Below are 25580 nucleotides of genomic sequence, written 5' to 3'. Positions count from 1 at the left end.
TGCAATAAAAAAATAAACGGGCGAAATTGGCTTTAAAAACAATATCTGATTTACTTAGGTTAGCTATAAATGATTTTTTAATAAAACACAATAAAGCTTAATCTAATATTAACCAACGATTATAAGGAGTTTATATGAAAAAAATACTAATATTAATTACTGCTATGTTTTTATTCGGATGTAATGAGAAGACCTATACTGTAGAAGATTTTAAAAATAACAAAGAACTACTAGATAAATACCGTAAAAAATGTGAAAACGGTGAAATTGATGGTGATAGTTTGAATTGTCAAAATTCTCACAAAGCAATAGTTTCAAAAAATAGAGTTGGTAATGCAAGTTGGGATTAATACAAGTTTTAAAAGCCCTTTAAAGTGGCTTTTAAATCTCTAATTGATGAAAGCCAATATGAATATTGCAATAAAAAAATAAACGGGCGAAATTGGCTTTAAAAACAATATCTGATTTACTTAGGTTAGCTATAAATGATTTTTTAATAAAACACAATAAAGCTTAATCTAATATTAACCAACGATTATAAGAAGTTTATATGAAAAAAATACTAATATTTATTACTGCCATGTTCTTATTCGGATGTAATGAAAAGACCTATACAGTAGAAGATTTTAAAAATAACAAAGAGCTACTAGATGAATACCGTAAAAAATGTGAAAATGGTGAAATTGATGGCGATAGTTTAAATTGTGAAAACTCTTTCAAAGCTAATTTAAATTTAAACACGCCAGCTCGCAATCCTCACGCATGGGATTAATAGAAGCCACTCATGTGACTTTTAAAGTTCTATCTGTGATAAGTTTATAGACTTAATGTGCTTCTTGTTAATTATAAACTTATCATCTTGTATTATAATCTTATCTCCTTTTTCTGCTTTATTGTCATTTAAAAATCGATTAATCTGTTTCGACCAAATCGTCTTTTCATTACCGTTGCTATCAATTAATTTTGCAAATGCTGATTGCTTACCGTTTATTTGAAATTGATAATTAGCCAGCCCAAAATCATTAATAATAAATTCTTGAGCTTCCAATCGTTCAACTTTTTCTATAGCCCATTTTTTTACTTTGAATGACTGATTATTTTCATCTTTAATCTCTTTGATTTTTATATAATCGCCGATGACTGCTCCTGCTTGTTTAATTGCATCTTCTAATCCCTTGTTCCACATATTCTTTGCTTTACCGTTTTTTGTTTGCATAAATAAGTAATAAGAAAATGGCTGATTTTCATCAAAATTAAAATGAGCTTTACCGAAGTCGACAATCTTATAAACATTGGCATCTTTACGTCTATTTTCTCTTTTCAACTTAGCGGATCCTTTTTCAATATCACTTTGTTTATCTGTTGCACTAGAAAACGTAGCATTAATGCCATCTAATTGCAGATTAATTGCAAACTGTGACTTAACCTTATTTAATAGAGATTTATTTATATTTAAATTCTTACCGTTAGATAATGATTTTTTCATCACTGTAACATGAACATGGTTATTATCTGTGTCAGGGTGCAAGCTATAATAAAAATTGTGATCGTTAAAATGTGTAGATAACGTATTATAAACAGCTCGTTTTAAAATATCTTGATCTAGTTTACCCTTCATTGAAAACATTAAACGATAAGTTCTTCTTGGTTCTGTATCTTTATTTTTCTTTACTTTCGTTAATTGATAATCATCAATAGCTAATTCTTTAGCGTCATCTAACGATATTTCAAAACCATTCTTATCATATAAAGGTAAAGTGTTTTCTCTGGTGTCATAATCAAAATTCCTCAGCATTGCATTAATGCTTTTTGCTCCGCCAGTTATTTTAACAACAACATGATTAGAATTAGATTTATTACTGTAGCTTTTTCCTGAACTCACATAATTATAATTATTTTTTCTTGAATTAATGCCAGTCGAACCGAACTTTTTACTTTTGGCTCGGCGCATATCTAAATATTCTTCATGTTGCCTCCTTGCCATTAAAATAACCTTTCTTGCGATTCTTTAATAATATTAACTAATGCATTATTCATCTCATTTATTAATTTTATTAATTCTATTATATGAGTATTGTTAATGATTAACTTTTCACGTATTGACATGTTAATTAGTCGCCCAATTTGATTAACGTTAATTCTAGTTTGCTCAAGTTCTTTCAGCTCTAACGAATCAAAACAGGGCATTGATAAACTGCTTGAAACTCTAAATCTAATTTCCTCTGTTACTGTAATATTTTTTTTGCTTGCTATCCTCGAAACTTCTTTTAATGTTCGTTCATCAAATCTAACATTTTTCGTTCTATTTTTTACAGATGATTCAACATTGGTATCAGCAGTTTGCTCATTAAATTGAAACTTATCTTTGATTGTTTTTTCTATCACTTGACTAAAATTCATGCCATTTAAAGTTGCGTAGTTATTTACAGCATTAATTAAATCATTATCAAGCCTAACTGATTTTTTTGTTTTCATAATAAGCCTACTGCAAGTACAGGGTAAAAAACATAACGTCGGACGTTGTGTTGTTTTTTACTATCCTGCATGTGTTTTATTTAATTGAGTTCATACCTTATATATTGTAATATTAAGATTGTCAAGAATGGAGGAAATTAGAATGAATTTACAAGACATGGCAAATGAATCATATAAGAAAGTTTTTATTGATGAACTAAAAAAAGAAGCGGTTGCATTAATCGAGCGGGGATACAGTATTGATGCTGATCAATACCCCGAAGATCAAATAAGCATGATTCGCAGAAATTCAGAAGTAAGCATTACTCAAAATCAAAAAAGAGTATTAAATGCCAAAGCTGATTTTGAATTGCTAAAACAAAATAAAATTCCCGATGTTGTTATTGCAAACAAATTGATAAATGATACTTCATATAAAAAAACAATGATTTCATTATTTGAAAAAATGGGAGATGATTTAGTTAAAAATGGACAATCTATTCCTGATGTTAATTCATACGCAAAACAAAAAGTTAATAATATAATTGATAATGTTAAGCACCTATCAACAGAAGAAAAAATAAATTCAATTAAGGAGTACGAACAGAAAAATAATATTTCTGCTGAATATGTAGTAAAAACATTTGAAGACAATAATATTGTTACTAAAAATATAAACGCACTAACTATTCAAGATATTTTATCAATAGAGTGTGATAAAAATCTCCTTAGTGTTGAACGAACTGATTTAAACGATAATTTATATCCTTTTCTAACTGAAAATAACAAATTAATTTTTGCACCATCAATAGAGTATACAGCTGGAAACGTCGTACCTTTAAATCAAAATGATGCAATTAGTTATTATCAAAATATGCTGAATGAAAAAGATATTGAGTTTAATGAGTTTTCAAAAAAAATGTCATCATTTTTGGATAAAGAAAATAAAAACAATCAAATTAGATTTGAAAATGCCCATTACTTAATTAATGAGCTAGATAAAAACCCAGAAAAATTCTCACAATTTTCAACCTCTTTTATTGAAAAAGGAATATCTGAAAACGCATTACCTGATTCTAATATCAAAGTGGGAGAAAATATAAAAGAAGCATTAAAAGACAAGGTAAATCCCCAATTCACTTTTGTAGAAACAGTTAAAAAGAAAGTTATCAAAGAAACTAAATTGTTAATCGACATTGTAGATAACACTAAAAAAATTCTGTTAGAAAAACCGTTAAAAAGCATCCAAGATAAATTGTTTAACAAAGCCATGGATGACGCTGAAAAAAAGTTAGAACATCAACAGAATAATCAAAAATCTAATCAACGAGAAAAAAGCAAAAATGCTCAAGTTTCATTATAAATAATAGGAGAAAACCATGAAAACAATTTCTGCTGAAATTTATGTAAAAGAACAACAAGAACGTTCTGCAAATGATATTTACAGACCTTTAAAACCTCAGTATGAGCTAGTTGATAGTGATAGCAATATTGAATTAGATGAAAATGAAATTATTGACGAGGAGCTAGACAATGAGCCAACTCGATAAGTTAAATAACAGTTACAATGAAAGTTTGTATAATTTAATCGTTAATACTGATCACAAATGGACTCAAAGCTGGGCTAGCGTCGGATTTGAACAGCAAAATAGCAAAAATAATGCATATAGGGGAGCAAACCAAATCGTTTTATTTAGTCGGGCTGTTATGAGTGAATTTAAAGATCCTAGATGGGTCACATTTAATGAAGCAAAGAAAAATAACACTCCGATAAAAAAGGGAAGCAAGGGTGAATTTATAGGCTTTTATACAGATACTGCTAGTGTTTTAAAAAAAGATGATAAAGGAAATCCTATTTTAGACAAAGAGGGGAAAAAACAATATGAGTTAGTTAAGTTAGATCGGCCTGTCTTGAAAACGTATTATGTTTTTAATGCTCAAGATGTCGAGGGTATAAAACAATTTGAATTGCCTGAAAAGCCGAAAATATCTGATACTGGAAAATATTCTCAGATCGATAAAATGATTGAGAGTTACTGCAAAGATAATGAAATTTCATTAAAAGAAATTTCTAGTCAAGATGCTTTTTTTAGCAACGGTTCAAAAAATGTTGTAATGCCACTGAAAGAACAGTTTTCAAATATTGATGAATATTATGCTGTAGCATTTCATGAATTAACACATAGCACAATAGAGTGCGTGGGTCGAACTAATAAAAAAACAGATCGTAAGGGTTATAATGAGTTCGGTAGTAAAAACTATGCAAAAGAAGAATTGGTTGCGGAACTCGGTGCATTATTTATGTGTCAAAAGTTCGGTTTAAGCGGTTTTGCAAATAATGAAGAAAGCAATACGTTAAAATCATTAGCATATTTAAAAAATTGGTTAAAGGCAGGAAAGTTGGAAAAGGAGGATTTAAGTATTGCACTCCGTGACGCCAACAAAGCGGTTAGTAAAATAACAAGTTACATTGAAAAAGAGGTAACGAAAACTGTTGATGAACAATTAACAAATAAAACTTATAGTATCGAGTTTAAATTTGATCGTAAAGAGTCTAAATATAACATATCCATTAATGGAGAATCTGCAGAATCAGTGATTAATAAAGATAAGTATGCTTTATCTGTTTTACAAAATCATCCAGACATCAAAAAGCATAATGTTCCGATTTCAGAATTGCAAACAGGAATCATTAATCGTACTGAATCAATGAAAGGTAATCGACCGCATGATATGAAACTTGATGCAACAGGTAAGGAAGTTAAAAATAAAAAAGGGAAAGATCAGATTGAACTATAGCTTAAAATCGCACTGTATAGCACTTATTTTGATTTTTTTCGTTAATCCGCCCGCTTAGTATTAACCATGAAAAAAAACGGCTTATTTTGCGATATATTGCGTTAAAGGATTTGATGCTTTCCATTCATCTATTTTCAATTGTACATCTTTTTCAACTTGAAAATAGAGTATATCAATTAAGCGGTAAACCGTTTTTTTAGCTTCTGATGTTGTAAACCAATCATCTAGCCTAATGCTATCTAAAGGAGCATTATTTTTAATACGGCTAAATAATAGATCAACACAAGCTCTAGCATGTGATGCACAATAAACAGGGCTATTTTTATCAATAACGTGTTTTTCATAGTATCCCATCCGCTTTAGAGCATTTGTTACATCGTTTACTTCTAAGTCACCTAGATATGCATTTGTATTGGTTTTCATTCCATCACCAGCTAGATAAGCGTTATCATCACGAAAACCATTACTAAACATCGTTACATAATGCCAATCTCCTGTACATAATTTTTTAGCTGTATCGTCAAATATGTTCAGTGATGCCATTTTTGATAAATATTTTTGTTTGCTAGTTTTAGGAATTAAAAACATGAGAGCATGATACCTACTAGTTAGTTTACTATTTTGTTTATTTTAACATATTCGACCTTGACCTTAAAAAAATAAATAAAAAAATTTACTATTATTGACCGCGGAGCGGAAGCCATTAACATTAACGTCTATTTATTTTTCGATTGTGTAGTAATTGTCAATTAGTGTTAATTACTTGTTGGCTGTCTTTAGCAGTCAATGAGTAATTAATACGGTTGCGTAGCAAAATTCACAATTAATGCACATGAGAAAACTCACCGATATCCCTTTTTTTATTTTTTGAGTTATCCACAGAAATTATGGGCTAAAATCTGGTTAAAGATCTTAGTTATATATAGTTATATAAGTTATAGGGATTTTAAAAGTGCCTTTAGCCCTTTATTTGCAAGGCTTACAAGAAATTGGTTTATGTGTGAAATACGATAGTTTATGTGTGAAATACGATAGTTTATGTGTGAAATACGAATTCATTATGTGTGAAATACGAATTTTTTTTGAGTTATTAACATATTTAGGTTGACGTTATGTGTGAAATACGATAATTTGTGTGTGGAATACGATAATTAATTTATGTGTGAAATACGAATTAAATTAAATCAATAGGTTATTGTGTAAAAAATGAATGTATTGCCTAAAAATTAGGAGAGTAATGTAATGATGACCTTAAAACCTAAGAAACATCAGCAAATTGAATTGTTTTTAGCTGATGAGGTTGAAATATCAACAATTAGAGATGAAATTGCAAGCATGGAGCACCCATTTTTTGCGCTAAAAGCTGGGGACACTAGTGTTCGTGAATACAAAAACGGTAAAACTACCGTGACAATTAAGCCTACCGTAGATGGAATAGCTACTATTTTTGATAAAGACATTTGGATTTATGCTATCTCAAAACTACAACAAGTGATGAATAATGGTGAAAAAGTTGATCGGAAAATCTATTTTACTCCCTATGATTTTTTAGTTACAACTAACAGATCAACAAGTGGACAAGCGTATAAAGATTTAGAAAAAGCATTAAGCCGTTTATCGGGGACTAGAATTAAAACTAATATTAAATACAGTGAAGATAAACAAGAGACAATTGAATTTGGATTAATTGATAGTTGGCGAATACTGGAAGAAAAGAAAGGGAAACTTGATATCGGGATGGTTGAAGTTGTTTTGCCAAACTGGTTATTTGAAGCATTGGAAAAAAAGCAAATATTAAAAATTAGCATAGATTATTTTCGTATTCGTAAAGCAATAGATAGACGTATTTATGAAATAGCTCGCAAGCATTGCGGTAATCAATATGATTGTGAAATTTCACTGCAAAAGTTGCACTTAAAAACGGGTAGCACGGCAAGTAAAGCTGAATTTAAGCGTTCTATTAAAAAGTTGTCTAAAGAAAATAATTTACCTGATTATGAAGTCATTTTTAATAACGAACGTGAAGTTATTACTTTTAAAAATCGTAATCCTAATATCGATGAAGCTGAAAAAATGGAGAATTTTAAAAGAGGCAAATATAGAATAAGTAGAATAAAGAATATTATAAATAAATCATGATCTAACAAGACAAGAAAAAATTATTGAAGAGGAAATATCAATAATGTGCAAATGCACATTAACAATGTGTAAAAAAATGATTAAAGAAAATAGGGGAAAAGTCAATTTTTAATCAAAAAAATAATTGAATTCAATTATTTTTTTGGGTAAACTCAAAATTACCGTATAGAATAGGTAATTTTTATGAAAATTTTTTCAAAAAGCTGTTTATTTTTATTAACTCTTTATTGTTTTTCTAGCCAATCTTTTGCAAATGAACTTTTAAAAGAACCATCAATAAATAAAGATGATCCTTGTACTGTTTTTTTATGCATGGCTGGTAAAGCAAAAGGTGAAAATCCATCAGAGTGTTCAAGTCCTGTAAAAAAATTTTTTAGTATTGTTTCAAAAAAACATGGCAAATTTAATGGCGGTAGAACGTCAAATGCAAGAGGCGGATTTCTTGGTCAATGTCCAAGTGCTGATCCGAGTATGATTAATAAAATTGTTAGTAAATTTGGAACGTTACGTCATTAATATTTTCTAGTTTTCTCGTGTGCATTAACTGTGAATTTTGCTACGCAAACGTATTGAAAAGCCATTGATAGCACGCTATCAACAGCTTTACAACACTAATTCACAATTACTACACAATTGAAAAATAGGCTTACTCAACGTTAATGACTTCCGCTCCGCGGTCAACAATAATAAATTTTTTTGTTTTTTTTATGAATGCGTTGAATATGTTGTTCCTCGTTTGTGCTCCGTTGGTTCATCAAGATACTCTTAACTCGTTAATTGCAACTGAAAGCGATTTTAATCCTTATGCTATAGCTGTTGTTGGTGGTACGGGTTTGACTTCTCAACCTAAAACCAAAGATGAGGCTATTCAGATAATTAAAGAGTTTGATAGAAAGGATATTAACTACTCAGTTGGGTTAGGGCAAATCAATAAAGCTAATTTCGAAAAGTATGGAGTAACGGGAGAAGAATTACTTGATCCTTGTTTAAATCTTACTGTCTCTCAAGATATTTTAAAAAATTGCTATGAACAGTCTCCGAATAAATCAGTATCTGAGGCATTAAGCTGTTATTACAGTGGTAATTATAAGTCCGGTTTTGTAACTGAAAAATCAGGCAATTCATATTTAGAACGCATTATTAATAATTTCGATAAAAAACCACTTGTTCCTAATATAAAAAATGACAGTTATGTCAAAAATGAGAGGAGGAATAATAGACAATTAAAGAAATTTTCAATTACTAAAAATCAACAAATAAAAAGCATTTCAACCAATTTAAAAACAAAGTTTTGAATAAAGGGAAATTATGAAAAAAATTAATACATTATTATCAATATTGCTTTTTTCTAGCTCTTCTTTTGCTGCCGGAGGAGGTCTTTCAAAAGTTAATACAACGATGCAACTTGTATCAGACACATTATCTGCTATTGCAGTTGTGACAGTAACTATATCAATAATGTGGGCAGGTTACAAAGTTCTATTTAAAGGTGACCCTATGATGGAAGGCGCAAAAATTTTGGGCGGGGGTGTTTTTATCGGTGCGGCATCTCAAATAGCATCTATGCTTGTGGGATAAAAAATGAGTTTAAATCGAGATATCCTTTACAAAGCTTTAACTAGACCACCGATGCTAATGGGTATCCCGATTTATCCGTTAGTAATCGTGGGGGGATTCATTTTTTTAATTTCGGTGTGGTTTAATTTTATTCTCTTAGCGTTATTGTTACCTGCTTATTTGATTCTAAAGATTCTGACAAAAATTGATGAAAAAATGTTTCAAGTTATAGGAACTAAACGTCATTTATTTGTAAGAAAAATAAGAAATAAATCATTTAAAAAACGGATTAGAGCATACTTTTTTTCTTCTGTTGATTACTCACAGATTCGATTAAAAGGAAAAAATAACAAGGAAAAAATAACTATGTTAGATAATGAAAAATCGATTCCATTTAGCGAACTAATACCTTACTCAACCCAGCTTACCAATGATATTGTTATCGATAAAAATGGTTACTTGCTGTCAACGTGGGTCGTTGATGGTATATCGTTTGAAACAAGAGAAGATGAAAACATTGATTACTATAAATATTCATTAAATACATTATTAATATCACTCGGATTAGAAAATGTAGCGTTCTATTTTCACAATATTAAAGACTTTACAAAATACAATCTTGACCCTGTTTTTAATAATGATTTTGCAAATGAAATTAATCAAAAATACATTTCATCATTTAAAGATACTGAGTTTATGGAAAATAAACTTTTTGTCACTCTTGTTTTTAAAAAAACTCGTACAGAATCTTTAAATAGAAAAATGGCTAAACCAGCAGAACGTAAGTTAGAGTTAGAGAAACGAATTGATACATTTAAAGATATTTGCGGTCGGGTAGAAAGCGCATTAGCTAAATTTAGTATTTATAAATTATCATGTTATTTAATTGAAGATATTAAATATTCTCAACAGTTAGAATTTTTCAATTATATTCTATCATTACAATATCAGCGTATTCGTGTTCTGGATACGCCTATTTATAATTATCTGGGCAATAATGAAGTTAGTGTTTGTGCTAGTGGTGTTTTAAAAATTACAACACCAACTAAACAAATGTACGTAAAATCAATAGAAATAAAAGACTGGACAGCATATACAGAAGCAGGCTTTTTAGATGAATTAATTAATTTCTCTTGCCGTTACATCATTACACAATCATTTTCTGTTTTACCAAAAAATGTTGGTAAGAAAAACATCGATAGGCAAATAAAACAGCTTACATCAACAGAAGATGATGCTATCTCACAGTTAGCAGAATTAGAATTAGCAAAAGAGAAGCTAGTAGCAGGTGAACTAATTATGGGAGAGCATCATTTTTCAGCTTTGCTTTTTGGTAATAATGAAGATGAGGTTAATCAAGCCGTCAATAATTTTATTACGACAGTTAACGACCTCGGTTTTGTTGTTACAGTAAACTGGTTAGCTCCTGATGAAGCCTATTTTGGGCAGTTACCGTCTAATTTTAAATTTCGTCATAAAGTAAGTGATATTACAAGTCTTAACTTTTTAGGACTCAATTCGTTACATAATAACCCAGTTGGCAAGCAAAAAAATAATTCTTGGGGGAATGCCGTAACATTACTAAAAACTACTGCTAATCAGCCATTTTATTTTAATTTTCATCAAACAAAAATCGGTCGAAATGATTTTGGTGAGATGAACTTAGGTCACTCTTTGATGGTTGGTAAAAGCGGAACTGGTAAAACAATGACATTATCTTTTCTATTAAACCAGTTAACACAATATGAATCTTATGATTCATTCCCATATAACGCCGTTAATCGTAAATTCACTGCAATCTATTTTGATAAAGATTACGGGGCTGAAATCAATATTCGAGCCCTTGGTGGTAAATATTTTTCATTAAAAGATGGACATCCAACGGGATTCAATCCGTTTATGATTGATAAAACTGCTGAAAATATAACTTTTTTAAATGAATTAATTGCAATGCTGGCAACAATGAATGGTGAATTGTTATCAGTTAGAGAGAAAGAACAAATTAGCATTGCAGTTAATGCGGTAATGAGTGAAGAAAAAGCTAATCGATATCACGGAATGTCACTTCTGCTTGAAAATATTCAATCTGATATTAGCAATGATAATGATTTGAGTAGACGGTTATCAATTTGGGCTGGAGATGGAGCGTATTCGTGGGTTTTTGATAATGAACAAGATTATATTAATTTTGATACACACTCAATTTACGGCTTTGATGGTACTGAGATTTTAGATAATAAAAATATTGTTGCTCCCATCACATTTTATATTTTACATCGAATTGAACAAATTACAGATGGTCGCAGATTGCCGATCTTTATGGATGAATTCTGGAAATGGCTTTCGGGCGGAACTTTCTTTAAAAAGTTTATTTACGACGGTTTGAAAACATTCCGCAAAAGAAATAGTTTTTTAGTTTTTGCAACTCAATCTCCAGACGAAATAATTAAAAGTGATATTGCAAGAGCCATTATCGAACAAGTCGAAACATTCTTTTTTTTACCGAATTCGAAAGCTGATGTTAATGAATACACAAAGCATTTTCAAGTCTCACTAAAAGAGTATGAAATCATTAAAAAACTTGCAGATGACAGTCGCCAATTATTGATAAAAAAAGGTAATGGAAATGAAAATGATGGCGACACACGAGGAAATACCGTTGTTGCAAAAATTGATTTGTCGGGTCTGGGGCGAGAGAACTTAAAGATCCTATCTGCATCAATGGAAAATGTAAATTTAGTTCATTCATTGATCGAGCAAGTCGGAGATGATCCTAAAAATTGGTTACCTCTGTTCAAACAACAATGTGTTTAATTCGTAAGGAAATAAAAATGAAAAAAATATTAATTTTAATAGCTTTATATTCATCATCTGTGTTTGCAGGTGGAATTCCGACAATCGATGTTGCATCAATTGCTCAATTACAACTTGAAGCAGCAGAACAAGCTAAAAGGTGGACTGAAACGGTTAAACAATATAAGGATCAGTTAAAAACACAAAGAGATACGTTAGCGGCGCAAACAGGTGTACGAGATATTGTCGATTTAGTAAAAGAGAGCTCATCTTATTTTAAAAACGCTCAAGACTTACAGAAGTGGATAAATAATCCGAAGAAAATACTGGAATTGGGGTTTGATAGTTTAAATCCTGACTTAAAAAAAATCTATAAAAGTTACGGTTTAGATAATTTATGCCCATCAGAACAGAATTCAACGAATTCTTTTGTTGAGAAAGAACGAAAAAATTGTGAGGGTCAAATCGTTCTTATGACACTGCGTCAACAGCAAGCTGATAATAATCTCAAAGCTATTGATGAGCGAGTAAAAACAATTAATAAGATTGCAAAAAAAATGGCTCAATCTAAAGATCAGAAAGAAAGCCTAGATTTAAATAATGCAATGAACACACAACTAGCTCTATTACAAGCTGACAAATTGAGAATGGATATACAAGTACAACAACAGCTACAACAAAAAGAGTTAATTGAAGTGCAACAAGAAGATATTAGGCGTGAAAAAGTAATGTCGAATAAAGTTAGCAATGCTCACTGGTAATGGAATTGTATCATGATAAATTTTACTCTTTTTGGTGATATGGGCGATGAAATTAATTCTGTTATTACTGAAGGAATTAAATTAGTACAAGAGGGATGGGTGGCAGGTCTACTAGATGTCTCTAGTCTGGGGATTACTATATATGTAATGTTTTATGGCTATATGGTTTTAGCCGGAAAAATACAAGACCCCATGCCTGATTTTGTCTGGAATCTAGCAAGATTTGCAATAGTTCTTGGAGTGCTCAGTAATATGGGGACATATACTACTTATGTAAACGATGCGGTACATGGTTTGAGAGGTTTTTTAGTTGGAGATGAAACTTCAGGGAACGCTTATGGTGGAATTGATGAAAAAATAGGGGCTATTGTTAATTTATATGCTGATTCACTCGATAAAGCACACGGTATTTCTGGGCATCTGTTTTGGATAGTTCAATGCTTATTTATGGCACCTCTTTGTCTGGGAGTTGTCAGTTATGCAGTCGGTATTGTTGTTTCCGAAATAACTTTGATAGCTTTGCTTGCTGTTTTCCCCTTATTTTTGTTCTGCTACCTCTGGGGGTGGTTTAAAAATATGTTTTCGATGTGGCTACAAGCAGTAATAGGATGTTGTCTTTTTGTTTTGTTCTTGTCTGTATTTTCTCAAGTTGGTTTTTCGATAGCTAAATATACAAATGAATGGGTTGCAAACCATTCTGGAGCTGAAGCGTTTCTTTCATGTATTATGTATCTCATTTCGGGTGTGATAACTATTTATGGAGTAAAACTTGCGGGTCAAATTTCAATGGCATTATCTCAAGTTAGCGTAGACAGAATGAATCAATCAATGTCTAGCAACATCATTGAAAATAAAATTAATAGCTATAAACAACGCAAAGCACAAGCATCTCAAAATCAATCATTAGCTAACTCAATTTCTAATGCAATGTCCAAAAAATAAGGATTTCTTATGTTAAAAATTTTTTTCATCAGCATATTTTCAATCTATTTAGTTGCATGTAGTAATCAAGCTCCAGTTTCCTCTAGCTGGGATAAAAGCTTTGAAAGCTCAAAAGAGGTCGCAATTAATAAAAATTTGCATGAATTAGAAAAAGAACTAGGTAATAAAAATACATTCTAAAAAGGAAGTACCATGTTTGAAAAAATAAAAGATGATAATAAGCCGTCTAATGACGGTTTCAGTAAGTGTATTTCATATGAGAACGATCGAGAGTATATGTTCAAACGTTCAGAAAAAAGAGCTTGGTTGATAACAGGTGTGGCTATTTTTTTATTAATTCTATCCTGGATAATTTTAGCAATAATTTTGCCGTTAAAAGAAGTGACTCCTTACGTTATTCAAGTGAATGAAAAAACAGGTATCCCTGATGTAATTACAGTTGTTGATCCTGAGCAATTACACGCAAACGAAGCCTTAGATAAGTATTTTGTAAATTCATACATTCAAACAAGAGAAAGCTACACATATCAAACTATTCAAAATACATATATTGAAACACAGTTATACAGTAGTGAAAACGTAAAAAATGAATATCTGGCTCAAATGAATAGAGATGATAGTCCAGACCAAGTGATGAAAACGGGAACAATTTCTGTCAAGGTCAATTCAATTATATTAGAAGACATTAATAATGTAGATATAAAGATGGCTACAGCCCGTATTGTTAAAACATATACTACTGAGAAAAATGAAGTTTATCAACGAAACTTTATTATAAAACTGTCATATGAGTATGAACCAGCTCAAAAGTTAAAATTATCATATCGTCTTGAAAATCCCCTTGGTTTTTCTGTCACGAGTTATCAAATCATCGAGGAAAATATTTAATGAAACATTTCCTACTTTTATTACTGATATTAGCTGGTGCTGGTGTTTGTAATGCAGTTCAAAAACCCACTTCATCTAAATTTGATAAGCGTATGCAATATTTAGCGTATAACGGTTACAACGTCACGCAAATTAATGCAAAAGTGGGGCATGTGACAGCGATTAATTTTTCTCAAGATGAAGTTATTGTTGATGTTGTTATTGGTTTCAATTTAGGTTGGGAGACTACGGACAATAACAATAAGATTTTTTTAAAACCCATGGCGTATAAATACGAAGATACGATTATTGAGCCAAACAGTGCTGAATGGGATACAAATCTCATTGTTACGACGAATAAACGCATTTATACGTTTGATTTAAAGCTGGTTGATTCTGATGATAACTCTTACTTAGTTAATTTTACGTATCCAACAGACGAAAGAAATAAAAAACAAGCATTATTAAAAGAACAAAAAGCACTCGAACAAGAAAAATTGGCTAATGATTCATTAGAGCAGTTTACACAACCAAAGAATTGGAATTACACAATGTTAGTTGGTAAAGATAGTGAATCTATTACTCCCGATTTCACTTACGACGATGGTGTTCGTACGTTTATTGGTTTTACATCTGAAAAAACAATCCCCGCTATTTTTTACTATCAGGGCAAACAGGAAATGATGAGTAATACAAGTGTTAAAAACACTGAAAAATATACCATCATAGTTGTTCATAAAACAGCTAGTCGCTTTATTCTCAGGAGTGGTGATGAAGTTGTCGGTATTGTAAATAAAAGCTTTGGTAAATCAGTTCAAAATAATCAAGTAACAAGTAATAAAGATATTATCAGAAATATTAAATAATAAATAATAAATATTAAATAGGATTTTTATCTATGACTGAGAATAAAGAACCATCTCAACCAAACATTGCGATTGCTGGAGATAAAAGCTATAAAAAAAATCAACGTTTTTTGAAATTAGTTTTTGCATTACTTGTTATTTTCTTTTTAGCTTTTGCATTCTATAAATTAGTTTATGTGAGATATAAAACAGACAACAAAGAAACTGTTGCAAAAGAAGTTTCTAAAAATGTTGATGAAAAGAAAAGTTTTACGTTACCGCCTCCTAAAAAATTTAATAACCCTGTTCCTGCTATTGTCAATAAAAATGATGATGAAAATGAAGAGATTGGGTTTATTGGTAATAAAACAGAAAATTCAAATACAGTTAAATTTAGTAAGTCATCAGGTTCAATGGTTGTTAAAAACGGGCAAAATTCAACAACAGCAAGTCAGACAGATAATCAATCAATTAGTGATGGCAATAAAATTGGCTCACAAAACGACATGTTTTCAAGTACAGCATTCAAAGCTAATACAGCAAGAAAAAGCCGTTATAATCCCAATCTTTTACTTGAACAAGGTACGTATATTCCTTGCGTGCTAAGACAAAAGTTAATTAGCAATGTAGGTGGTCAAATTAGTTGTACGATTGCTGAAAATGTCCTGTCAAAAAATGGAAATGTAACATTAATTGAAAAAGGTTCAAAGGCGGTTGGTGTTTATAAAACAGGAGCAGTTAGTCATGGCAGTGATCAGATATTTGTCATTTGGCAAGAGATAAGAACTCCGAATAATATTAATGTCGATGTTAACAGCGGTTCAACAGATGAACTGGGAGCAAATGGCTTAACTGGTTGGACGGATCAACATTTCTGGAAACGATTCGGCAATGCAATTTTGCTCAGTATGATAACGGATAGTAGTTCAGCATTATCATCAAGACTTGCAAAGTCAGATAATCGTAATTATATCGAAAACACGCAAGAAAACAGCGAAGAACTAGCGAAAACTGTGCTCGAACAGATGGGAGATATAAAGCCCACTCTTTATAAAAATCAGGGAGATAAAGTTGGTATCTTTGTTGCTCGTGATATTGATTTTTCTAGTGTTTATTCATTAAACAAAAGAGATCAATAAATGAATAAAGATAAAGTTATCGTCAAAAAAGATGCTCGAGCATTACGTTCTCACATAAATAACTTATTTGGTGATTTGTTAACTCGTCATGATATTACCGAAATTGTCATTAATAAAATTGGTCAAATTCGTTATGAAACTAAATCGGGCTGGCAGATCGGCACTAAAGAAGAAAATGAAAGAATTACAAAAGATAACTTAAATTTTTTCGTTAATGCATCGGCAACATATTCAAATAATATTTTGAATGAAAACCATCCGATTATGAGTGCCGATCTGCCCGATGGCGAACGTTTACAAGTTGTTATTCCCCCTGCTTGCGACAAAAGCCAGTATTCAATCACAATTAGAAAGCCGTCTCAATTTACAATTACTCTTGATGATTTCAGTAATCAAGGTTTTTTTGATGACATTGTTCTAGGTGAGTATGTAGATCCTGTTGATAGTGAATTACAGAAACTGTTATCTGAAAAGCAATATAAAGCATTTTTTTCTTTAGCAGTTGCGTGCGGAACGAAAAACATTGTCATAGCTGGGGCAACGGGAAGCGGTAAAACTACGTTCATGAAATCATTAATTTATTCAATTCCTGCGGATCAACGAATTATTACTATCGAGGATGTACGAGAAATAACATCAACTATTCATGACAACATGGTTAATCTACTGTATTCATCTGAAAATCAGTCTGTTATTAATCCATCAGTGTTACTGAAATCGTGTTTACGTATGAAGCCCGATCGTATTTTACTGGCAGAACTTCGAAGCGGTGAAGCATTTGACTACATTAATGTAATCTCAAGCGGTCACGGAGGAAGCTTAACATCATTACATGCAGGTAGTTATGAGCAGGTTATTACTCGATTAACGATGATGTCATTACAAAATCCAACGGGTAGCAAAATTCCGTACGATACAACAAAAGAGATTATCCGTGATACGGTCGATATTGTGATCCACATTGGAAACATTAACGGTAAACGGCGTATTACGACTATTTTTTGGAAAGATTACAAAAATGATTAAATTTTTTAAAAAATTAAATGCTGGACAAAAAGTATTTATCTCTATCATTTTTAGTTTTGGCTTATTTATAGCATATTGTTTAACAAGTGTAATTTTAACATTTATATATATGCCTGATGTTGCATTACACGGAAAGAAAATTAAACGTATTTTTCAGTTAATTCATTCGACGTACGATTATTTTAGTTTAAAAACACCGTATTTGGCATTCATGGCAGGTGAAGTAAAAACAACTATTTTAGCGGTATTGGTGGCACTATTTATAATGTTGATAGTATTATTATTATTAGCAGGTCTATTAGTAATAGCTCAAAAACAGAGAAAAGAACGAGAGCTACACGGAACGGCAAAATGGAGCACGATAAATGAAATAAAAAGCCAAAAATTGATGGAAGAAAAAGGCATCCTAGTTGGTTTATATAATGAAAAACCGTTGTTTTTTGGAGGGCAAGAGTTTTGCTCGCTAGGTGCACCAACCCGAAGTGGAAAAGGAACAGGTATTGTTATCCCGAATTTGATGTGTTGGGAAGATAGCCTGGTTGTATTAGATATTAAACAAGAATGTTTTGATTATACATCAAAATATAGACGAGATATCCTTGGACAGGATGTTTTCTTGTTTAATCCGTTTTCTGAACACACTCATCGTTATAATCCCCTATTTTATTTAGATTTTAATGATCCAAAGGTTGAACTACAAATTCAAAATATAGCTAACTCATTTTATATATCAAAAGATAATGATTTCTTTGTGGGAGAGGGGAAGTCGATTTTTATTGCCATTACGTATTTATTTGGTGTTTTCTATCACAACGGTTATTTAGGGGATGATTATACACTAACCAATTTGGGTGGTGCATTAAATGGTATTAATATTATAAGAAATGGTCAAAAAGAAAAAATTTCATTAGAGCTAGCAACAGAAACGGCATATCTACTCGGCTGGTTGCCAGATACTGTTTACAATCTATTTTTATCATTCTTCTCACAAAAAGAAGCTGAGAAGCAATTTGCTGGTGTTAAAACTGCGTACGAAACAGCATTAAAACCGTTTCAAAATCGAGTTATCAAAAATTCAACCAGTCAAAATGACTTTGATTTTAGAGATTTACGACGAAAAAAAATGACTATTTATCTCGTAATTAATCCTGAAGATCTAGTTAGTGCAAGACCAATAATAAATCTCTTTTTTACTCAATTAATTGATACAAATATTGCTCAAGGGCTACCCGACCAAAATCCAGAATTAAAGCATCCGTGCTTGCTTGGAATGGATGAATTTACATCAATCGGTTACATGGAAAAATATGAAGTTTCAGTGAGTTTTATTGCTGGCTATGATTTGCGTAGTTTAATTATTTATCAAGCGGATTCACAGATAAAAAATGATAAACCTCTTGGCTATGGAGAAAACGGTGGATCAACACTACTACAAAATCATACTTGTAATATTTTTTATCGCCCTAAAGAAACTAAAGTTGCCGAGGAAATTTCGAAGCGAATCGGCAACATTACTACAAAATCGTATAGTCGTTCTTTCGGAGCTAAAAATAACTCACGCAGTGAAAATACAGCAGCAAAAGCATTGATTTTACCGCAAGAAATCATGGATTTAAAAATGGATGAAGAAATTATTTTATGTAACAACATTAAAATCAAATGTAAGAAAGCAAATTATTTCTCTACTCCATTTTTAATTGAAAAATTTAAATTAGTTTCATCGACTTTACGAAATGCCAAAGGGAATCCGTCACAGGATGATTATAAAAAAGCAGTACAAAATAATGAACTAGCGATTCAATTGCCAGAGTTAAAGGCGATTGATGATGATATTTTTTAACTAAAGGAAAGATTATGCGATTTATATATTTATATTTAAGTTTAACTTTATTATTACCACTAAGTGGGTGTTCTTCTCCGCCTGAACCTGTCCCATTCCCAAGGGGGAAAGATGTTGCTGTTAACAAAATTTCTGTTGAGAAAACGGTTGGAACAATAAAAAACACAAAAGATAACGGAAATTGGTGTGTAACTGAATCAATTTATATTGATAAAAATACTATACAGTCAACGACAAGCGATTTAATAAAAATAAATTATTTGTTAGATCACGCAGATAAAATAACATTACACGGGAAGCTTGAATTAATTCAACGTATACAAACTTTTATTAAGCTTTCTCGAAATACCACCAATATTGTATTAGTACCTGAGTGTTTCAATTTCAATCAAAATTATTGTTCTTCAAGAGTTACAGCCACATTTGAAAAAATTAAAAAAAGTTGATAATACAGTCAAATTTAAATAGGAGAAAAATAATGGAATTAAAAGAAGTACATAAATTTTTAGCTAACAAAAAAAATATAACTCGTTTGTTTAAGAAATATGGCTCATCTTATTGTGAAAAACTGATTGATCGTTTCAATGATGTTAAGAAAAAAATAAAAGAAATTGAGAAATTGCGTTTAATTGAAGAAGAAGAAATACAAGATAAATTAAAAAAAGTCAGTGACTATATGCTATCAATCGGTCTAAAGCCAAATGATTTAAAAGCATTAAAAATAAGAAAAGAGCCAACAATAAAATATCAATATATAGATGAAAACAACAATCAGTTAACATGGTCTGGTCGGGGGAAAATACCGAGGTGGCTATCAAAACAACTCGAACAAGGGAAATCATTAGATGATTTTTTGGTTAACTAAATTTTATATTTTCCATTCTTTTATTACAATCACCACAGTTCAAATTTGCTGTGGGTTTTGCCCACGCATTTAGTCCGCACTCAGGGCATGTAAATTTATCTCTTGTGCCTGTTCCCTCTTCTTTAATTAATTGTAGTGTACAATACAAAATACTAGTAATAAAGATAGCTTTCTATGATGTTTCTAACAAAATTAGTTATAAACTAACCGTATTAGGAATCTCCGTTCTTTAGAGCAGAGAGGATGTCAAGAATCTAATTTACAAGTTATCCATTCTACGAGCTTTTTTTCATCTGACCGTGAGCAATAAACCCAGTATCCTTTGATTTCAGGTTTCATTGATAACCTTATAAACCATTGTTCGTCTTTTGGAATATCTTTTTGTAATTTTACTTTTTTATAAACAACTTTCACATCAGAATTTAACTTTTTAATAATCCAGTTCTCTAACGTCATATTGTTGTTTTTTGCTTTTTTTCTCCATCGAATAAATCTTTTTTTTTCTGTAACAAAAATAAACGATATTGATCTTTGCTCCATTTTAACCTCTTTGTAGAAAAGCCTATTAACATGTTAATAGGCTTATGAGTAAATACTAATTTTTTTTCGTTGGTTTAGCTACTTTAATACACCATAAAGTGAAAATGAACATAGACAAACCGAGTAAAAAAAGTAACCACATAATAAGTACCTCTATTACTTATTTTTCAGTTTTATTTGGTAAAATAAAATGACCTTTAAATTTTATTGGATTAGCCAATTAAAGTATATCTATAATAGCTAACTGTTTCAGACAGGTCAAGATAAAATTAAAACCAACTCAAAATAGCCTAGCTAAATTTAACGTGTTAAAATAGCTCTTATAAAGAGGCAATCAGTTTAAATAATGAAAACAGCTAGAATATATTTGAGAGTTAGCACAAGAGAGCAAGAACTCGAACGACAAGAACGAATCATTGATGACGCAAAAAAGGCTGGTTATTACATTGCAAATGTTTATAAAGAAAAAGCATCGGGTGCAAGATTTGATAGACCAGAGCTTCAGCGAATGATTTCAGAACTGCAAGATGGCGATGTCATCATTGCTGAGAAAATAGATCGTCTAACCAGATTACCTTTAGATGAAGCCATTAATTTAATTGATTCTATAAAATCGAAAGGCGCAAGATTATGCGTTCCCGACATTTTAGATTTATCGGAGATATCATCCGACGCTACGGGTGTAACAAAAATAGTTATAGATTCAATGCAAGATTTACTACTGAAAATAGCGTTACAAGTTGCACGTGATGATTATGAGATTCGTAGACAACGACAAAGGGAAGGTGTCGCAATTGCTAAAGCAAAAGGTAAATATAAAGGTCGTCAAGCAAATAAGCAGCTACATAAGCTAATTATTGAATGCCGTAGTTCAGGCAAAAGCATAAATAAAACAGCAGAGCTATTGAATTGTAGCCCAGCAACTGTCAAAAACGTATGGTCTAGACATAAAAATAATAAATAATAAATAATAAATAATATTTACTTTATTTTTAATTATTTTATAATAAATCAAATATAGACAATATATAGGATATAAATATGAAACTCTATAATGACATTTTAGAAAAAGCAATTGACCCTACACACAGCCAAGAAATAGATCTATGGGAAACAGATCACGGGTATCTAGATGATAATACATTTGAAGAGTTAGCTCGAAGAAGACTCGAAGAAAAATTTAAACATGAAAGCTATGTAAGAAAACTCGATAACGGAGAAACATGGCAGTTTAACCCTGATGGCACTAAATTCATGATAAGAAATAGCAAAGGTGAGCGAATTGACAACTAAAAAAGCAATTTTTATTTTAGGGTTAAACGGAGCTGGTAAATCAACAATTAGAGATGATATTACAATTACAAAAGATATTTTAATTATTGATCCTGATAAAATAGCTAAAGATTCTAACTGTAATGAATTACAAGCAGGAAAAATTGCTATTAATATGTTTAAAGACGCTATTAAAAATAATCAGTCATTTCTTGTTGAAAGTACGTTATCAAGTAATACAATAATTAAACAAATTGCTACAGCAAAAGAAAACAATTACAGTGTAAGAGCCTATTTTGTTGGTTTAGAATCTGTGGATTATCACATTGATAGAGTCAAAAATAGAGTGTCAAAAGGTGGGCATGATATTCCAGAAGCAACAATTGAAAGACGTTTTGATAAAACATATGGCAATATTAAAAAACTTTTTCCATTAATTAATTATTTAAAAGTAATTGATAATTCAGTTATTTTTGTTACAGAAGCTAAAATTATTAATGGGAAACTAAAACAAAAAAAACAAGTCCATGACTGGGTCACAAAGCATGTAATAACTCCATTCGTTGAATATAAACTAGACCACGCAATAAATTCTACAGCTCACAAAAACTTCAAACAAAATCAAAAACAAAACTCTAATGAAATAGAATAGTCATAATAAATATTATTTAAGAAATAATATTTACAAATTTATTATTTAATTTATAATAAATATTATTTCTTAAATAATATTTATTATGGGAGTTATAAATGATAATCGTAGTCGGCTGTAATAAAGGTGGAGCAGGTAAAACAACAACAGCAATTAACTTAACAGTTGCATTAGCATTAAAAAATAAAGATGTATGTCTAGTTGATGCTGATCCACAGCGTTCTGCTTCGAAATGGCAGTTATTAAGAGAAAATGAAAACATTCAGCCCGCCATCAATTTAGTAGAAAAACGGGAAAATATAGCTTCTACATTACTAGATCTGGATTCTCGTTACGACTTTATAATCGTTGATGTTGCAGGACGTAATAGTCGAGAGTTTATTACTGGCTGTTCAGTAGCTGATATTGTTATCTCTCCTCACCAATGTTCACAACAGGATTTGGATACCTTATTGGAATTAGAAGAACAATTAGAACGCATAAAAGATTTAAACCCAAAATTGCAAGTATATTGCTATCAAACGTTAGCAACAACTAACCCCATCATTCAAGGACAAGAACGTCACGACTTTGTAGAATATCTATCAGAAATAAATAACATAAAACTGCTAGATAGCATTGCATATTATAGACGTGTGTATAGAACAAGTTACTCTGATGGTAAAAGTGTAATTGAAACAGATAATGAAAAAGCACGTGAAGAAATAAGTAATTTGCTAAATGAACTTGATATTATTTAATATTTAATAAATAATATTTATTAAATGCTAATTAATAAAAGGAACTCAAATTGAAAACGCCAAGAACATCTAAAGAAATATACAATCAAGCGGATAAGTTAGCTGATGAATTAGCAGATCGTCCCTATGCTGGTGGCGATAAGAAAGAATCTAAATCTAAAGTAATGAGAAAAATTTCGTTTGAAATTGATGAAAGTCAATATGAAGAATTAGAAGATATTGCAATAAAAAATAAACGTGCAAAGTTACCTTTAAAGACAATATCTGATTTACTGAGGTTAGCTGTAAATGATTTCTTAATAAAACACAATAAAACTTAATCTAATATTAACCAACGATTATAATGAGAAAACCTATACTGTAGAATATTTCAAAAATAACAAAGAACTACACTAGTTGACATCCTCCCCGCCCTAAAGGACTGGGATTCCTACTGCGGTTAGTTTATCGCTAACTCGCTTCGGTGGGTTTCTGTTGCTGACGGCATTACTGCACCGTTCACTTCGCAGACGCTTCGGGTATGTCCTACCCTGAATATATTTAATGCCCCAACTAAATCGGCATTTTCTTTGTAACCACAGCTAACACACTCAAAATTAGCTTGAGTTTTACGATTTTCTTTAGCTACGTGGGAACAACATGGACAAGTTTGACTTGTATACTTTGGATCAACGCTATACACAAATCCACCATGCCAGTAGCTTTTATACTCAAGTTGTCGTCTAAATTCATACCAAGACTGATCTAATATGGATTTATTTAATCCTGATTTAGCTTTGACATTTTTACCCTGTTGTTCTTGATTACCTTTGGTAGATTTTGACATATTACTTACCTTTAAATCTTCTATGTATATCATGGCGTGGTTTTGGCTGATTTCATTTGAGATTTTGTGTAAGTAGTCTTTTCTAGCATTGGCTATCTGGTGATGTAATTTTGATACTTTACGTTTGGATTTCAGCCAGTTTTGGCTGAATTTTTTCTTATGGCTTAGTTGCTGTTGTAATTTTCTTAATTTTAATTGATTTTGTTTAAATATGTTTAATGGTTTAAAGTAAATGCCATTACTTAACGTGGCAAAACGACTAATACCCATATCAATACCAATTTCGGTATTAGATTGATGTATTGGCTCTGCTTGTTCATATTCTGTTTGAATCGACACAAACCATTTACCACAATTCAAACTTACTGTGACATTTTTAATTGTGCCGACAATTAGCTGGCTTTTTCGGTAACGAATATAACCGATTTTAGGAATAAATATACGCTTATTATTTTCATCTAGCTTTGTACCCTGCGGGAAACGTATACTTTCTTTAATTCCTTTTTTCTTAAATTTCGGAAAGTCCGATTGTTTGCGAAAAAAATTACGATAGGCACTTTCTAAATCTTTTAATGATTGTTGTAATACTTGGCTATGGCAGGTCTTTAACCAGTCATATTCTTTCTTCCAAGTAGGGAGTAAATTAGCAATTTTAGTATAACTGAACTTGATTGAATTATCTTGTTCGTATTGATCTTTTTGCCATGCTAAAGCCTGATTAAAAACAAAACGAGAACATCCGCAAAACTGTTTAAGTTTACGGATATGTTCGCCATTTGGCATTAATTCAAATTTAAAGGCTTTGCGTATTATCATGCATTTATTATACTATTGGTCTATGAATATACAAAATGAAATTAGGCACGGTAGACACTGTGTATTTAAAATACATGCTCACTTTAAAACATTAAAACGACTTCGTCGTTTAAGCCTGACATCCCCGCCCTGAACGACGAGGTTTTACGGCTTAACGGATAAATACCGTAAAAAATGTGAAAATAGTGAAACTGATGGTGATAGTTTGAATTGTCAAAACTCTCACAAAGCAATAATTAGTCTTAGTAGACCAATTAATACAGGAAAATGGACTGATTAATTTAAGAGAATAAAAGCCCTTTAAAGCGGCTTTTAAATCTCTAATTGATGAAAGCCAATATGAATATTGCAATAAAAAAATAAACGGGCGAAATTGGCTTTAAAAACAATATCTGATTTACTTAGGTTAGCTATAAATGATTTTTTAATAAAACACAATAAAGCTTAATCTAATATTAACCAACGATTATAAGGAGTTTATATGAAAAAAATACTAATATTAATTACTGCTATGTTTTTATTCGGATGTAATGAGAAGACCTATACTGTAGAAGATTTTAAAAATAACAAAGAACTACTAGATAAATACCGTAAAAAATGTGAAAACGGTGAAATTGATGGTGATAGTTTGAATTGTCAAAATTCTCACAAAGCAATAGTTTCAAAAAATAGAGTTGGTAATGCAAGTTGGGATTAATACAAGTTTT

Annotated in this window: 31 protein-coding genes and 1 pseudogene; 26 read left to right on the top strand and 6 right to left on the bottom strand. The window is 30.9% G+C overall.

What is annotated here, in order from left to right; all coding sequences use genetic code 11:
• Positions 1 to 134 precede the first annotated feature (134 nt).
• A complete protein-coding gene (locus tag A9G43_RS09725) occupies positions 135 to 350 on the top strand; it encodes an EexN family lipoprotein (protein WP_065606968.1) in 216 nt (71 codons plus the stop codon).
• 200 nt (positions 351 to 550) lie between these two features.
• Positions 551 to 772: an EexN family lipoprotein gene (locus tag A9G43_RS09720; protein ID WP_065608628.1), complete on the top strand. Its 222-nt coding sequence runs from the start codon at positions 551 to 553 to the stop codon at positions 770 to 772.
• A 21-nt stretch (positions 773 to 793) separates the two neighbouring features.
• Here the strand turns inward: A9G43_RS09720 and A9G43_RS09715 are convergent, their stop codons facing one another.
• Together A9G43_RS09715 and A9G43_RS09710 are read right to left on the bottom strand one after the other, a co-directional pair.
• Positions 794 to 1984, bottom strand: coding sequence for a relaxase/mobilization nuclease domain-containing protein (locus A9G43_RS09715; protein WP_065608627.1), 1191 nt, complete (start codon positions 1982 to 1984; stop codon positions 794 to 796).
• Positions 1984 to 2475 carry a hypothetical protein gene (locus tag A9G43_RS09710; protein ID WP_065608626.1) on the bottom strand — a complete coding sequence of 164 codons (492 nt, stop codon included), beginning with the start codon at positions 2473 to 2475 and terminating at the stop codon, positions 1984 to 1986. Before A9G43_RS09710 ends, A9G43_RS09715 begins: the two co-directional genes overlap by 1 nt.
• 142 nt (positions 2476 to 2617) lie before the next feature.
• On the opposite strand from A9G43_RS09710, the gene A9G43_RS09705 reads away from it, so the two are divergent.
• The 3 genes from A9G43_RS09705 to A9G43_RS09700 are packed head-to-tail and all read left to right on the top strand — an operon-like array spanning position 2618 to position 5253.
• Positions 2618 to 3817, top strand: coding sequence for a hypothetical protein (locus A9G43_RS09705; RefSeq protein WP_065608625.1), 1200 nt, complete (start codon positions 2618 to 2620; stop codon positions 3815 to 3817).
• A 16-nt stretch (positions 3818 to 3833) separates the two neighbouring features.
• Complete coding sequence (locus A9G43_RS11080) at positions 3834 to 4004, top strand: hypothetical protein (RefSeq protein ID WP_176701725.1); 171 nt, start codon at positions 3834 to 3836, stop codon at positions 4002 to 4004.
• The gene (locus A9G43_RS09700; RefSeq protein ID WP_065608624.1) at positions 3988 to 5253 is read left to right on the top strand and encodes a zincin-like metallopeptidase domain-containing protein; all 1266 of its coding nucleotides are present in this window, start codon (positions 3988 to 3990) and stop codon (positions 5251 to 5253) included. The genes A9G43_RS11080 and A9G43_RS09700 overlap by 17 nt, the downstream gene beginning before the upstream one ends.
• 81 nt (positions 5254 to 5334) lie before the next feature.
• On the opposite strand, the gene A9G43_RS09695 is transcribed toward A9G43_RS09700, so the two are convergent.
• Positions 5335 to 5841, bottom strand: a complete 507-nt coding sequence (locus A9G43_RS09695; RefSeq protein ID WP_065608623.1) for a hypothetical protein — start codon at positions 5839 to 5841, stop codon at positions 5335 to 5337.
• Between the two features lie 654 nt (positions 5842 to 6495).
• Between A9G43_RS09695 and A9G43_RS09690 the strand changes: the two genes are divergently transcribed.
• The 15 genes from A9G43_RS09690 (at position 6496) to A9G43_RS09625 (ending at position 20027) form a co-directional block, all read left to right on the top strand.
• Positions 6496 to 7392 carry a replication initiator protein A gene (locus A9G43_RS09690; protein WP_065608622.1) on the top strand — a complete coding sequence of 299 codons (897 nt, stop codon included), beginning with the start codon at positions 6496 to 6498 and terminating at the stop codon, positions 7390 to 7392.
• 183 nt (positions 7393 to 7575) lie between these two features.
• Positions 7576 to 7908 (top strand): TrbM/KikA/MpfK family conjugal transfer protein, encoded by a 333-nt coding sequence (locus A9G43_RS09685; protein ID WP_065608621.1) that lies wholly within the window; start codon positions 7576 to 7578, stop codon positions 7906 to 7908.
• A gap of 230 nt (positions 7909 to 8138) precedes the next feature.
• Complete coding sequence (locus A9G43_RS09680; RefSeq protein ID WP_176701724.1) at positions 8139 to 8687, top strand: lytic transglycosylase domain-containing protein; 549 nt, start codon at positions 8139 to 8141, stop codon at positions 8685 to 8687.
• 13 nt (positions 8688 to 8700) lie between these two features.
• Positions 8701 to 8970 (top strand): TrbC/VirB2 family protein, encoded by a 270-nt coding sequence (locus tag A9G43_RS09675; RefSeq protein WP_065608619.1) that lies wholly within the window; start codon positions 8701 to 8703, stop codon positions 8968 to 8970.
• A 3-nt stretch (positions 8971 to 8973) separates the two neighbouring features.
• Entirely contained in the window at positions 8974 to 11763 is a 2790-nt protein-coding gene (locus A9G43_RS09670; protein WP_065608618.1) for a VirB4 family type IV secretion/conjugal transfer ATPase, read from the top strand.
• A 17-nt stretch (positions 11764 to 11780) separates the two neighbouring features.
• A complete protein-coding gene (locus tag A9G43_RS09665) occupies positions 11781 to 12503 on the top strand; it encodes a type IV secretion system protein (RefSeq protein WP_065608617.1) in 723 nt (240 codons plus the stop codon).
• 12 nt (positions 12504 to 12515) lie between these two features.
• On the top strand, positions 12516 to 13445 hold the full coding sequence (locus A9G43_RS09660; protein ID WP_065608616.1) for a type IV secretion system protein: 930 nt from the start codon (positions 12516 to 12518) through the stop codon (positions 13443 to 13445).
• A gap of 9 nt (positions 13446 to 13454) precedes the next feature.
• Positions 13455 to 13625, top strand: coding sequence for a hypothetical protein (locus A9G43_RS11075; protein WP_176701723.1), 171 nt, complete (start codon positions 13455 to 13457; stop codon positions 13623 to 13625).
• A 12-nt stretch (positions 13626 to 13637) separates the two neighbouring features.
• The gene (locus A9G43_RS09655) at positions 13638 to 14333 is read left to right on the top strand and encodes a virB8 family protein (protein WP_065608615.1); all 696 of its coding nucleotides are present in this window, start codon (positions 13638 to 13640) and stop codon (positions 14331 to 14333) included.
• Positions 14333 to 15178: a P-type conjugative transfer protein VirB9 gene (gene virB9, locus A9G43_RS09650; protein WP_065608614.1), complete on the top strand. Its 846-nt coding sequence runs from the start codon at positions 14333 to 14335 to the stop codon at positions 15176 to 15178. Before A9G43_RS09655 ends, virB9 begins: the two co-directional genes overlap by 1 nt.
• Before the next feature lie 32 nt (positions 15179 to 15210).
• Positions 15211 to 16296, top strand: a complete 1086-nt coding sequence (gene virB10, locus A9G43_RS09645) for a type IV secretion system protein VirB10 (RefSeq protein ID WP_065608613.1) — start codon at positions 15211 to 15213, stop codon at positions 16294 to 16296.
• Positions 16297 to 17322, top strand: a complete 1026-nt coding sequence (gene virB11, locus A9G43_RS09640; protein ID WP_065608612.1) for a P-type DNA transfer ATPase VirB11 — start codon at positions 16297 to 16299, stop codon at positions 17320 to 17322. It begins immediately after the preceding gene.
• Positions 17315 to 19162 (top strand): type IV secretory system conjugative DNA transfer family protein, encoded by a 1848-nt coding sequence (locus A9G43_RS09635; RefSeq protein ID WP_065608611.1) that lies wholly within the window; start codon positions 17315 to 17317, stop codon positions 19160 to 19162. The genes virB11 and A9G43_RS09635 overlap by 8 nt, the downstream gene beginning before the upstream one ends.
• 14 nt (positions 19163 to 19176) lie before the next feature.
• Positions 19177 to 19608, top strand: a complete 432-nt coding sequence (locus tag A9G43_RS09630; protein ID WP_065608610.1) for a hypothetical protein — start codon at positions 19177 to 19179, stop codon at positions 19606 to 19608.
• Between the two features lie 32 nt (positions 19609 to 19640).
• Complete coding sequence (locus A9G43_RS09625) at positions 19641 to 20027, top strand: H-NS histone family protein (protein WP_065608609.1); 387 nt, start codon at positions 19641 to 19643, stop codon at positions 20025 to 20027.
• Here A9G43_RS09625 and A9G43_RS11435 read toward each other — a convergent pair.
• Positions 20020 to 20145: pseudogene (locus A9G43_RS11435) on the bottom strand (SprT-like domain-containing protein); the annotation flags it as partial. The gene A9G43_RS09625 and the pseudogene A9G43_RS11435 overlap by 8 nt on opposite strands.
• 128 nt (positions 20146 to 20273) lie before the next feature.
• The gene (locus A9G43_RS09620) at positions 20274 to 20567 is read right to left on the bottom strand and encodes a hypothetical protein (RefSeq protein WP_065608608.1); all 294 of its coding nucleotides are present in this window, start codon (positions 20565 to 20567) and stop codon (positions 20274 to 20276) included.
• Positions 20568 to 20913: 346 nt separating this feature from the next.
• Here A9G43_RS09620 and A9G43_RS09615 point away from each other — a divergent pair, with 346 nt between their 5' ends.
• The 5 genes from A9G43_RS09615 to A9G43_RS09595 all read left to right on the top strand — a co-directional run bounded on the left by A9G43_RS09615 (position 20914) and on the right by A9G43_RS09595 (position 23551).
• Positions 20914 to 21531, top strand: a complete 618-nt coding sequence (locus A9G43_RS09615) for a recombinase family protein (RefSeq protein ID WP_065608607.1) — start codon at positions 20914 to 20916, stop codon at positions 21529 to 21531.
• 77 nt (positions 21532 to 21608) lie between these two features.
• On the top strand, positions 21609 to 21860 hold the full coding sequence (locus A9G43_RS09610) for a hypothetical protein (protein WP_065608606.1): 252 nt from the start codon (positions 21609 to 21611) through the stop codon (positions 21858 to 21860).
• The gene (locus A9G43_RS09605; RefSeq protein ID WP_065608605.1) at positions 21850 to 22491 is read left to right on the top strand and encodes a zeta toxin family protein; all 642 of its coding nucleotides are present in this window, start codon (positions 21850 to 21852) and stop codon (positions 22489 to 22491) included. The genes A9G43_RS09610 and A9G43_RS09605 overlap by 11 nt, the downstream gene beginning before the upstream one ends.
• 98 nt (positions 22492 to 22589) lie before the next feature.
• A complete protein-coding gene (locus A9G43_RS09600; RefSeq protein ID WP_065608604.1) occupies positions 22590 to 23231 on the top strand; it encodes an AAA family ATPase in 642 nt (213 codons plus the stop codon).
• A 50-nt stretch (positions 23232 to 23281) separates the two neighbouring features.
• Positions 23282 to 23551: a hypothetical protein gene (locus A9G43_RS09595; protein WP_065608603.1), complete on the top strand. Its 270-nt coding sequence runs from the start codon at positions 23282 to 23284 to the stop codon at positions 23549 to 23551.
• Between the two features lie 119 nt (positions 23552 to 23670).
• On the opposite strand, the gene A9G43_RS09590 is transcribed toward A9G43_RS09595, so the two are convergent.
• On the bottom strand, positions 23671 to 24873 hold the full coding sequence (locus tag A9G43_RS09590) for an RNA-guided endonuclease InsQ/TnpB family protein (protein WP_081298111.1): 1203 nt from the start codon (positions 24871 to 24873) through the stop codon (positions 23671 to 23673).
• A gap of 481 nt (positions 24874 to 25354) precedes the next feature.
• Between A9G43_RS09590 and A9G43_RS09585 the strand changes: the two genes are divergently transcribed.
• On the top strand, positions 25355 to 25570 hold the full coding sequence (locus A9G43_RS09585; protein ID WP_065606968.1) for an EexN family lipoprotein: 216 nt from the start codon (positions 25355 to 25357) through the stop codon (positions 25568 to 25570).
• The last annotated feature ends 10 nt before the right edge of the window (positions 25571 to 25580 follow it).

Source organism: Gilliamella sp. Occ3-1, assembly GCF_001690655.1.
GTDB classification, from domain to species: Bacteria; Pseudomonadota; Gammaproteobacteria; order Enterobacterales; family Orbaceae; genus Gilliamella; species Gilliamella apicola_P.
This window is presented reverse-complemented; position numbering and strand designations above follow the sequence as displayed.

Excerpts from the sequence above, each read along its gene's own strand:
- A9G43_RS09690 (WP_065608622.1), top strand. The coding sequence starts at position 6,496 with ATGATGACCTTAAAACCTAAGAAACATCAGCAAATTGAATTGTTTTTA.
- A9G43_RS11075 (WP_176701723.1), top strand. The coding sequence starts at position 13,455 with ATGTTAAAAATTTTTTTCATCAGCATATTTTCAATCTATTTAGTTGCA.
- A9G43_RS09610 (WP_065608606.1), top strand. The coding sequence starts at position 21,609 with ATGAAACTCTATAATGACATTTTAGAAAAAGCAATTGACCCTACACAC.
- A9G43_RS09590 (WP_081298111.1), bottom strand. The coding sequence starts at position 24,873 with ATGATAATACGCAAAGCCTTTAAATTTGAATTAATGCCAAATGGCGAA.
- A9G43_RS09695 (WP_065608623.1), bottom strand. The coding sequence starts at position 5,841 with ATGTTTTTAATTCCTAAAACTAGCAAACAAAAATATTTATCAAAAATG.
- A9G43_RS09635 (WP_065608611.1), top strand. The coding sequence starts at position 17,315 with ATGATTAAATTTTTTAAAAAATTAAATGCTGGACAAAAAGTATTTATC.
- A9G43_RS09630 (WP_065608610.1), top strand. The coding sequence starts at position 19,177 with ATGCGATTTATATATTTATATTTAAGTTTAACTTTATTATTACCACTA.
- A9G43_RS09715 (WP_065608627.1), bottom strand. The coding sequence starts at position 1,984 with ATGGCAAGGAGGCAACATGAAGAATATTTAGATATGCGCCGAGCCAAA.
- A9G43_RS09675 (WP_065608619.1), top strand. The coding sequence starts at position 8,701 with ATGAAAAAAATTAATACATTATTATCAATATTGCTTTTTTCTAGCTCT.
- A9G43_RS11080 (WP_176701725.1), top strand. The coding sequence starts at position 3,834 with ATGAAAACAATTTCTGCTGAAATTTATGTAAAAGAACAACAAGAACGT.
- A9G43_RS09720 (WP_065608628.1), top strand. The coding sequence starts at position 551 with ATGAAAAAAATACTAATATTTATTACTGCCATGTTCTTATTCGGATGT.
- virB11 (WP_065608612.1), top strand. The coding sequence starts at position 16,297 with ATGAATAAAGATAAAGTTATCGTCAAAAAAGATGCTCGAGCATTACGT.
- A9G43_RS09665 (WP_065608617.1), top strand. The coding sequence starts at position 11,781 with ATGAAAAAAATATTAATTTTAATAGCTTTATATTCATCATCTGTGTTT.
- A9G43_RS09670 (WP_065608618.1), top strand. The coding sequence starts at position 8,974 with ATGAGTTTAAATCGAGATATCCTTTACAAAGCTTTAACTAGACCACCG.
- A9G43_RS09655 (WP_065608615.1), top strand. The coding sequence starts at position 13,638 with ATGTTTGAAAAAATAAAAGATGATAATAAGCCGTCTAATGACGGTTTC.
- A9G43_RS09625 (WP_065608609.1), top strand. The coding sequence starts at position 19,641 with ATGGAATTAAAAGAAGTACATAAATTTTTAGCTAACAAAAAAAATATA.
- virB9 (WP_065608614.1), top strand. The coding sequence starts at position 14,333 with ATGAAACATTTCCTACTTTTATTACTGATATTAGCTGGTGCTGGTGTT.
- A9G43_RS09725 (WP_065606968.1), top strand. The coding sequence starts at position 135 with ATGAAAAAAATACTAATATTAATTACTGCTATGTTTTTATTCGGATGT.
- A9G43_RS09700 (WP_065608624.1), top strand. The coding sequence starts at position 3,988 with ATGAGCCAACTCGATAAGTTAAATAACAGTTACAATGAAAGTTTGTAT.
- A9G43_RS09600 (WP_065608604.1), top strand. The coding sequence starts at position 22,590 with ATGATAATCGTAGTCGGCTGTAATAAAGGTGGAGCAGGTAAAACAACA.
- A9G43_RS09660 (WP_065608616.1), top strand. The coding sequence starts at position 12,516 with ATGATAAATTTTACTCTTTTTGGTGATATGGGCGATGAAATTAATTCT.
- A9G43_RS09705 (WP_065608625.1), top strand. The coding sequence starts at position 2,618 with ATGAATTTACAAGACATGGCAAATGAATCATATAAGAAAGTTTTTATT.
- A9G43_RS09710 (WP_065608626.1), bottom strand. The coding sequence starts at position 2,475 with ATGAAAACAAAAAAATCAGTTAGGCTTGATAATGATTTAATTAATGCT.
- virB10 (WP_065608613.1), top strand. The coding sequence starts at position 15,211 with ATGACTGAGAATAAAGAACCATCTCAACCAAACATTGCGATTGCTGGA.
- A9G43_RS09685 (WP_065608621.1), top strand. The coding sequence starts at position 7,576 with ATGAAAATTTTTTCAAAAAGCTGTTTATTTTTATTAACTCTTTATTGT.
- A9G43_RS09620 (WP_065608608.1), bottom strand. The coding sequence starts at position 20,567 with ATGGAGCAAAGATCAATATCGTTTATTTTTGTTACAGAAAAAAAAAGA.
- A9G43_RS09615 (WP_065608607.1), top strand. The coding sequence starts at position 20,914 with ATGAAAACAGCTAGAATATATTTGAGAGTTAGCACAAGAGAGCAAGAA.
- A9G43_RS09585 (WP_065606968.1), top strand. The coding sequence starts at position 25,355 with ATGAAAAAAATACTAATATTAATTACTGCTATGTTTTTATTCGGATGT.